Raw genomic sequence first — 8,779 nt, 5'->3', positions numbered from 1 at the left:
CCCCCCCCCCCCCCCCCCCCCCCCCCCCCCCCCCCCCCCCCCCCCCCCCCCCCCCCCCCCCCCCCCCCCCCCCCCCCCCCCCCCCCCCCCCCCGCGCCCGCCGTCTCCTCAGGTGGTGACCGCCCGCCGCTGCGAGGCCTGTGCCATGGCGTGCTGGACGACCCCGATGAGTATCTCCTTGACCGATTCGCGGTCCCGCGCGTCGCACATCAGCAGGGGTACGTGCTCGTCGAGGTCGAGGGCCCGGCGGATGTCCTCTTGCGGGTAGCGGGCGGCCCCGTCGAAGCGGTTGACGCCGACGAGGAACGGTATGGAGCGCCGCTCGAAGTAGTCGATGGCGGCGAAGCAGTCCTCCAGACGCCGGGTGTCGGCGAGGACGACGGCTCCGAGGGCACCCTCGGACAGTTCGTCCCACATGAACCAGAACCGCTCCTGGCCCGGTGTGCCGAAGAGGTACAGCACCAGGTCCTCGCGGAGCGTGATGCGGCCGAAGTCCATGGCGACGGTCGTGGTGTTCTTCGCTTCCACACCGCTGGTGTCATCGACCGGACGCCCTGCCTCGGTGAGGAGTTCCTCGGTGCGCAGCGGCCTGATCTCGCTGACCGCGCCGACGAGCGTGGTCTTGCCCACGCCGAAGCCGCCGGCCACCAGGATCTTGAGCGTGACGGGCTCGACCGGGGGCTTGCCGCGCTCAGAACGCCCGAAGATCATCGATCTCTTCTCCTGCTTGATGGGGGTTCGGACGGCGGGCCATATCCCCCGCCGCCGGGGGTTTCGATGACGAGTACATCGCCGGTGCCGACGTCCGCCGAGTCACTGCCGGCGAGCCGGGTGACCGTGCCGTCCGCTCGCTCCACCCGGTTGGCGCCCGGCGCTCCGGGCGCGCCGCCTGCCATGCCGTACGGGGGCACCCTGCGGTGCTGGGACAGCGTGGAGACGGTCATGGGTTCCAGGAAGCGGATCCGGCGCACGGCTCCGTCCCCGCCGTGCCACCGTCCGGATCCTCCGCTGCCTCGGCGCACCGCGAACTCCTCGAGGCGGACGGGCAGTCGCCACTCCAGGATCTCGGGATCGGTCAGCCGTGAGTTGGTCATGTGGGTCTGCACGACGGACGCGCCGGGGAAGCCGTTCCCGGCGCCCGAACCGGAGGCGACGGTCTCGTAGTACTGGTGGCGTGCGTTGCCGAAGGTGACGTTGTTCATGGTGCCGGAGCCCTCCGCCTGGACACTGAGGGCCGCGTAGAGGGCGCCGGTGACGGCCTGGGAGGTCTCCACGTTGCCCGCGACGACGGCGGCCGGCGGTTCGGGCGCGAGCATGGAGCCGGGCGGGACGATGATTCTCAGCGGGCGCAGGCAGCCGTCGTTGAGCGGGATGTCGTCGGCGACCAGGGTGCGGAAGACGTACAGGACGGCGGCGTTGACCACCGAGAAGGGGGCGTTGAAGTTGGTGGACAGCTGGGCCGACGTGCCGGTGAAGTCGATGGTCGCGGTCCGGTTCTCGCGATCCACCCGGACGCTTACGCGGATGACGGCGCCCGCGTCGGTCTCGTAGGCGTACTCGCCCTCGTCGAGGGCGTCGATGACGCGGCGTACCGCCTCTTCGGCGTTGTCCTGGACGTGCTTCATATAGGCCTGGACGACATCGAGGCCGAAGCTCTCGATCATGCGGCCGACCTCGTCGACGCCTTTGTGGTTGGCGGCGATCTGGGCGCGCAGGTCGGCGAGGTTGGTCGCGGGGTTGCGTGAGGGGTGGAGGGCCTCGGTGAGCAGGCGGAGGGTTTCCTCCTCGCGGAAGCGGCCGTTCTCGGTGAGCAGCCAGTTGTCGAAGAGGACGCCCTCCTCGTCGATGGTGCGGCTGTCGGCCGGCATGGAGCCGGGGGCGATACCGCCGATCTCCGCGTGGTGGCCGCGTGAGGCGACATAGAAGAGGACCCTCCGGTCACTCTCCGTGTCGTCGGCGGGCCCGGTGCCGAAGACCGGGGTGATCACGGTGACGTCGGGCAGATGGGTGCCCCCGTGGTAGGGGTCGTTCACGGCGTAGGTGTCGCCGGGGCGCATGGTCTGGGACCGCCGCCGGATGACCTCTTTGACGCTGGTGCCCATCGAGCCCAGGTGGACGGGGATGTGCGGGGCGTTGGCCACCAGGTTTCCGTCGGGGTCGAAGAGGGCGCAGGAGAAGTCCAGGCGCTCTTTGATGTTGACGGACTGGGCGGTGGATTCGAGGCGGGCGCCCATCTGTTCGGCGATCGACATGAAGAGGTTGTTGAAGACCTCGAGCAGAACCGGGTCGACTCCCGTGCCGATGTCGGAACTCTGCGTAACCGCGATGCGTTCCATGACCAGATGCCTGTCGTCCCTCGCCGTGGCCCGCCAGCCGTCGTCGACGACGGTCGTCGCACCCGACTCGGTGATGATCGCCGGGCCGGTGACGGTTTCGCCGGGAGGAAGGTGCTCGCGGCGGTGGAGGGGTGCGTCGCGCCAGGTGCCGCCGGTGTGGAGGCGGACGGTCCTCGGGGCCCCGGCGCCGTGTACAGGGAGGCCTTGGCCGGGAGCGAGGGCGGAGAGAGCGGGGGGTTCGGTGATGCCGGTGGCTTCGACGGAGAGGGCTTCGACGACGATCGGGCGGTCGAGCGTGAAGGAGTACGTGGCGCGATGACGTTCTTCGAAGGAGCGCCGCATCGTGTGGGGCTCGGTCAGCTCGACGGTGAGGGTGGTGTCGGTGCCGTCGTAGCGCAGCTGGGCACGCCGGGTGACCTCGATCCGCTCCTCGGGGACGTCCTCGGCGAGGAGTTCGGCGCGGGCGGCCTTTTCCAGTTCGCCGGCGGTCATCTGGACGCCGGGCATCGCGGCGGTCTCCAGTGGGGCTTCGACGGACCGCTCCCGCATGGCCGTGGTGTCGGCGAGGCCGATGCCGAGTGCGGACAGGACACCCGCCATGGGCGGGACGAGGACCGTGCGGATGCCGAGGGAGTCGGCGACCATGCAGGCGTGCTGTCCACCCGCCCCGCCGAAGGTGGTGAGGGCATACCGGGTGATGTCGCGGCCCTTTTGGACGGAGATCCGCTTCACCGCGCCTGCGATGTTGGCGACGGCGATCTGCAGGTAGCCCTCGGCGACCTCTTCGGGAGTGCGGTCGTCGCCGGTCTGTTCGTGGATCTCACGGGCGAGGGCGGTGAAGCGGTCGCGGACCAGCGCGACGTCGAGGGGCTGGTCGCCGTCCGGGCCGAACACGGCCGGGAAGTGGGCGGGCTGGATACGGCCGAGCATGACGTTGGCATCGGTGACGGCGAGCGGGCCGCCTCGCCGGTAGCAGGCGGGGCCCGGGGTCGCGCCCGCCGAGTCCGGTCCCACGCGGTAGCGGAAGCCGTCGAAGTGCAGGACCGAGCCGCCGCCGGCGGCGACGGTGTGGATGTCGAGCATGGGCGCGCGGAGCCGGACTCCGGCGATCTGTGTGGTGAAGACGCGTTCGTACTCGCCGGCGAAGTGGGAGACGTCGGTGGAGGTGCCGCCCATGTCGAAGCCGATGACCCGGTCGAATCCGGCGAGCTGCGACATGCGTGCCATGCCGACGATGCCGCCGGCCGGTCCGGAGAGGATGGCGTCCTTGCCCCGGAACTGCCCGGCTTCGGTGAGACCGCCGTTGGACTGCATGAACATCAGCCGTACATCTCTGAGTTCGTCGGCGACGTGGCGGACGTAGCGGCGCAGCACGGGCGAGAGGTAGGCGTCGACGACGGCGGTGTCGCCGCGCGGGACGAGCTTCATCAGAGGGCTGACCTCGCTGGACAGCGAGATCTGCGGGAAGCCGACACGGGCGGCCAGGTCCCCGATCTGCTGTTCGTGCGCGGGGTGGAGATGGCTGTGCACACAGACGACGGCGACGGCCCGGATCCCGTCGTCGTACGCCTGTCGCAGTGGTCCGGTGAGGGCGTCCAGGTCGGGGGGCCGCAGGACGGTGCCGTCGGCCGCGAGGCGTTCGTCCACCTCGACGACTCGTTCGTACAACGGTTCAGGCAGGTCGATACGGCGGGCGAAGATGCGGGGGCGGTTCTGGTAGGCGATGCGCAGAGCGTCGCGGAAGCCGCGAGTGACGACCAGCAGCGTTCGTTCGCCCGTGCGTTCGAGGAGGGCGTTCGTGGCGACCGTGGTTCCCATGCGCACGGCGTCCACGGGGTCGTCGGATCCGGCCATCAGCGTCCGGACGCCGACGACTGCCGCGTCCGTACGGAAAGTCCTCCGGCTCTCGCCCGGACGGGGGTGCTCCGGAGCCGGGTTGTCGGACAGCACCTTGTGCGTGAGCAGCCGGCCGTCGGGGCGCCGCGCGACAATGTCGGTGAAGGTGCCGCCTCGGTCGACCCAGAACTGCCAGCCTGTCACGTCAATACCCCGCTTCCGCGCCGGTCACAGCGCCCGGAGGCCGTTGATCACGTCGCGCAGAATACTCTCGTCCGGCAGCTCGGCCGGGGGTACAGGCCGGTTCACATGGACGAATGCGGAGTCCACCAGATCTCCGACGAGGACCCGGACCACTCCGATCGGCAGGTCGAGTTCTGCGGCGAGTTCGGCGACCGTCTGGGAGGTGTCGCGGCACAGGCCGACGATGTCCACGTGCTCCGGGGAGAGGGTGGGATCGTCCTCAGGATCGTCCGCGTGCGGCTCCGTGACGACCACCGCGATCAGGTCCAGGCGGTGCTGGGCCGCACTGGTGGTGCGGCCCCGCGTCATGGCGTACGGACGGACGACCGGTCCGGCCTCGTCGTCGAACCAGTGGCTTCTACCCTGACCGTCAGCGCTCATGTCATCTCACTACCCGCCCGAGGGCAGATCGGTGCGCGGTGCGGCGCCCAGATGCACACCGACCCGCTTGACGAGGAGGGTCATCTCGTAGGCCACCTGTCCGACGTCGGAGTCGGCATCCGCGAGGACGGCGAGACAGCTCCCGTCGCCGGCGGCGGTGACGAACAGGAATGCCTCGTCGAGTTCGACGACGGTCTGGCGCACCTCGCCGGCCTCGAAGTGACGGCCCACGCCCTTGGCGAGGCTGTGGAATCCGGAGGCGACGGCGGCCAGGTGCTCGCTGTCCTCCCGGGTCAGGTCCTTCGAGGCGCCTGTGGGCAGGCCGTCGCCGGAGAGCACGATCGCCTTGCGGATGCTGGCGACGCGGTCCACCAGGTCGTCGAGGAGCCAGTTCAGCTCCCCCTTGTCGGTAGCGGTGTGGCCGGTGGCCCTCGGTGCGGTCATCGACCGTCCCCCTTAGTCGTTCGTCGTGGTGCTGCGCCGCTGTCGGCTTCGTCACCCGCAGCGTTCTCCTCGCGGCCGCGCTGCCAGCCGCGCTGCAGCGAGGCCATGCGGCTGCGTACTTCGTCCGCGTCCCGTTCAACGGGCTGGGCCGCGCCCTCGTTCCGCGGTTCGGCACTGCGCTTGAGCTGCGGGGCCAGGCTGGCCTGCCGTACCCGCCGGGGCAGCGATCCGCCAACGGCGTCCGTCCCGTCGGCGGCCGTCGGGGAGTCGTCGGGTCCGCTCGCTGTGGTCGCGGGGCGGCGAGGGCGCCGGGGAGGGCCGGCCGCGAAATCGGGAGCGCCGGTGTGCTCCGCGGCGTCGGCCCCGGGGCGGGCGGGATCTGCGAACCGTCGGCGGGCGGGAAGGGGCGGTGGTGTCTCGGCATCCGGTTCTTCGCGCTCGAGGCCGGAGGAGACCCGTTCGGCGCGGCGGCGGGCGGGGAGCGGGGCCAGGGGCTCCGAGCCCGGACGGCCGGCCCCCGGAGCTGCTGCGGCATCCTCGCCGCGGCGTCGGGCGGGCAGCGGAGGCGCGGCTTCCAGCTCGGGACGGGCGGGCGAGGTGGCTGTCCCGTCCTCGTCGGCCCGCTCCCCGCGGGCGCTCTGGTCGCGGACCGGGCGTCCGTGGGAGCTGACCAGCTTGGGTGTCGCCCTGCGGGTGAGCGGAGCCGGGGCGCTCGTCCGGTCGTGCGTGTCCGGGTCCCGCGCGGTGCCGGGAGTCGGGCGGTGGGGCTCGTCACTGCGGCCGGACCGCTCGTCCTTGGTGGCGGAGAGGGAGCGGCGGGGACGGAAGAGCCCGCCGTGCTCGCCGTCCTCGTCGCCCAGCGTGCCGGGCAAGCCGTCGAGGGAGTCCAGGTCGACAGGGGCTTCCAGTTCGACCGGACCGTCCAGCACCGAGGCGGGCAGTCGCGGTAGTTGTACGGGCACCTGGGAGAGCGCCGCACGGCGGCTCTCCTCGGGTTCCCTGTCCTGGGAACGCTGGGGTCGGTCGAGGCGGAAGCCGACGCCATTGGTGTCCGGTATGTCGTCCGTCAGCAGGGCGTCGGGGATGAGGACGACCGCGGTGGTCCCGCCGTATGGGGAGGGCTGCAGGGAGACCCGGACGTTCTGACGCTGCGCGAGACGGCTGACCACAAACAGTCCGAGCCGGTCCGTGTCGGAGAGTTCGAACTCCGGAGTCTCGGCGAGCCGGAGATTGGCGTCGAGAAGCGCGTCGGCCGCCATGCCGAGCCCGCGGTCGTGGATCTCCAGCGTGAAACCGTTGGCCACCCGCTCACCCACGACCTGGACGGCGGTGTGCGGCGGGGAGAACACCGTGGCGTTCTCCAGCAGTTCGGCCACGAGATGGGTGAGGTCGGCGACGGCAGGTCCGGTGACGGCGACCCTCGGCAGGCGACGGACCTCGATGCGCTCGTAGTCCTCGACCTCGGCGACGGCGGCGCGTACGACGTCCATGAGCTGGACGGGCTTGCGCCACTGCCGGGAGGGTGCGGCGCCGGAGAGGATCACCAGGCCCTCGGCGTGCCGACGCATGCGGGTGGTCAGGTGGTCCAGGCGGAAGAGGTCGGCGAGTTCTTCGGTGTCCTCGGTCCTGCGCTCCATGCTGTCCAGCAGGGTGAGCTGCTTGTGCAGCAGGACCTGGCTGCGGCGGGCGAGGTTGACGAACACCTCGGAGACACCGGAGCGCAGTTCGGCCTGTTTTACCGCGGCCTCCACGGCGGCGCGCTGGAGGGTGTTGAGGGCCTGGCCGACCTCTCCCATCTCGTTCTTGTCGTACTCCAGGTGCGGGACCTCGGTCTCGATGTCGACCTGTTCGCCGGCCGAGAGGCGGCGCATCACGCTGGGCAGCCGCACACCGGACGCCTCGTGGGCCTCCAGGCGCAGCTGCCGGAGGTCGCGGATGAGCCCGCGGCCGACGCGTACGGAGAGGAAGAGGGAGACCACGAGGGCGATCAGTCCAAGAACGCCGGCGATGACGGCCTGGGCGATGACGCCCATGGCGACGGGGCGGACCCGGTCCTGGTAGCGGTCGGTGGCCCGGTCGTTGAGGGTGCCGAGTTCGGCGAGCACATTGCCGGCGGCGGTGTCCCAGCTCTTCGCGGTGATCCCACGGGGCGGCCCGGTGCCGGAGGAGACGGCGGCCTCCTCGCCCACGCGCAGAGGGGCCGACGCGGCGTTCTTCCAGAAGGTTTCGTAGCGGTCGCGTTCGGCTGCGGGCAGCTGCGGCAGACCGGCGTCGTACAGCAGGGTGCGCTGGGCGACGAGGTCGGAGATGTCCCGTACCTCGGCGCGGGACAGCTTGCCGACGATCAGTGCGGAGCCGAGGAGGGCGTCCTCGCGGGAGAGCAGTTCGCGGGCGCGGGCGAGGCTGACGAGGGCCCGGTACTGCTTGTCGAGCTCTACGTCGTCGACCACGTGCAGATTGGCCAGCAGCACGTAGCAGGGGTCGACCAGCCGGTTGTAGAGGTCGAGAGCCTGGGAGCGGTTGACGGTGCCGTCCTCGACGCTGCGGCGGAGGGACTCGATGCCGTTGAAGGACTCCAGCACGGCGCTCAGTTCACCGGAGTCGTCGTGCATGGCCTCGCGCACATCGGCGTCGGCCGCGCTTTTCCGGACGGCGTCGACGGCCTTGTCGGTGGCGGCGCGGCTGCGCCGCAGTGCGGCGAGTCCGTCGGAGGCGCGGGGGTCGGCGAGATGGACGAGGGTCTGCCGGCGCTCCTGCTGGAGGACGCGCACAGTGTCCTCGACGGGGTAACCGACCTCCTCCATCACGGACGACACGTCGAACAGATGGCTTGCCTCGCGGCCCGTGAGCACGGTGGTGAAAGCCCAGATCGTGGTCAGGGACACCAACGGCACGAGAAGCAGCGCCACGATCTTCCGGCGGATGGACTTCCCGCGAAAGCGCATGGCCTCCCCCAGCTCGGCCCCCGGTCGACCGGGGGTACACATGTGCGTCAACAAACGGCGCGAGCCTACTACCGCACGGGGGACAACTCGAAGACGCGTCCGGAAGCTGTAGTTCCGTGCCCGTGGCGGGAGATGGGGAGTTGTCCGGCCATTGCGGGAGATTGCCTCCCGGAATTCGGGACCCGCCTCGTGGGCCGACTCCCCGGGCGGCCGAGTGCGGTTGGCCGATTTCTTTCCCATTCGGGAATCTTCACGAGGTGCCGTTCGTCCTTCTCTGTGGGAAATGGGGGCGGAATCGGCCACAGGAGCCGTGTCCCGTATCTGGGCGGCGTAAAACAGCGCAAGCCGGGCAGCCGCTGGGGAGTCGGGTCCTCGGACACGAGTAAGCGGTCTTGCCGGCGGTGGGGAGTGACACGTTGATGGGCACGGCGGAGCGGCGCGGGGCGCCCGAGGAGGACGCGGCGGCACAGGTGATGTCGCGGGGGGGGGGGGGGGGGGGGTTTCCCCCCCCCCCCCCCCCCCCCCCCCCCCCCCCCCCCCCAGAGCGGACCCGGTGGGGTGGGCACCCGGACAAGGGCGGGACGACGAAGGAGG

Annotated in this window: 4 protein-coding genes and 1 pseudogene; all 5 read right to left on the bottom strand. The window is 71.0% G+C overall.

Annotated features, from left to right (window positions below):
• Window positions 1–108: 108 nt before the first annotated feature.
• The 5 genes and pseudogenes from ACZ5C2_RS38270 to ACZ5C2_RS38250 all read right to left on the bottom strand — a co-directional run bounded on the left by ACZ5C2_RS38270 (window position 109) and on the right by ACZ5C2_RS38250 (window position 8,185).
• Complete coding sequence (locus ACZ5C2_RS38270) at window positions 109–711, bottom strand: GTP-binding protein (protein WP_468801546.1); 603 nt, start codon at window positions 709–711, stop codon at window positions 109–111.
• Window positions 692–4,376, bottom strand: a pseudogene (locus ACZ5C2_RS38265) (hydantoinase B/oxoprolinase family protein). The gene ACZ5C2_RS38270 and the pseudogene ACZ5C2_RS38265 overlap by 20 nt, the downstream one beginning before the upstream one ends.
• Before the next feature lie 24 nt (window positions 4,377–4,400).
• Window positions 4,401–4,796 (bottom strand): DUF742 domain-containing protein, encoded by a 396-nt coding sequence (locus tag ACZ5C2_RS38260; RefSeq protein WP_468801544.1) that lies wholly within the window; start codon window positions 4,794–4,796, stop codon window positions 4,401–4,403.
• Between the two features lie 9 nt (window positions 4,797–4,805).
• On the bottom strand, window positions 4,806–5,240 hold the full coding sequence (locus ACZ5C2_RS38255) for a roadblock/LC7 domain-containing protein (protein ID WP_468801542.1): 435 nt from the start codon (window positions 5,238–5,240) through the stop codon (window positions 4,806–4,808).
• The gene (locus tag ACZ5C2_RS38250) at window positions 5,237–8,185 is read right to left on the bottom strand and encodes a nitrate- and nitrite sensing domain-containing protein (RefSeq protein WP_468801541.1); all 2,949 of its coding nucleotides are present in this window, start codon (window positions 8,183–8,185) and stop codon (window positions 5,237–5,239) included. The genes ACZ5C2_RS38255 and ACZ5C2_RS38250 overlap by 4 nt, the downstream gene beginning before the upstream one ends.
• Between the last annotated feature and the right edge of the window lie 594 nt (window positions 8,186–8,779).

Source organism: Streptomyces sp. NPDC031365 (assembly GCF_055569765.1).
The sequence above is the reverse complement of the archived record's forward strand: the minus strand, read 5'-3'. Positions and strand labels throughout refer to the sequence as shown.

Bases quoted from the DNA above. Each gene is read 5' to 3' on its own strand.
- ACZ5C2_RS38270 (WP_468801546.1), bottom strand. From the start codon at position 711: ATGATCTTCGGGCGTTCTGAGCGCGGCAAGCCCCCGGTCGAGCCCGTC.
- ACZ5C2_RS38260 (WP_468801544.1), bottom strand. From the start codon at position 4,796: ATGAGCGCTGACGGTCAGGGTAGAAGCCACTGGTTCGACGACGAGGCC.
- ACZ5C2_RS38255 (WP_468801542.1), bottom strand. From the start codon at position 5,240: ATGACCGCACCGAGGGCCACCGGCCACACCGCTACCGACAAGGGGGAG.
- ACZ5C2_RS38250 (WP_468801541.1), bottom strand. From the start codon at position 8,185: ATGCGCTTTCGCGGGAAGTCCATCCGCCGGAAGATCGTGGCGCTGCTT.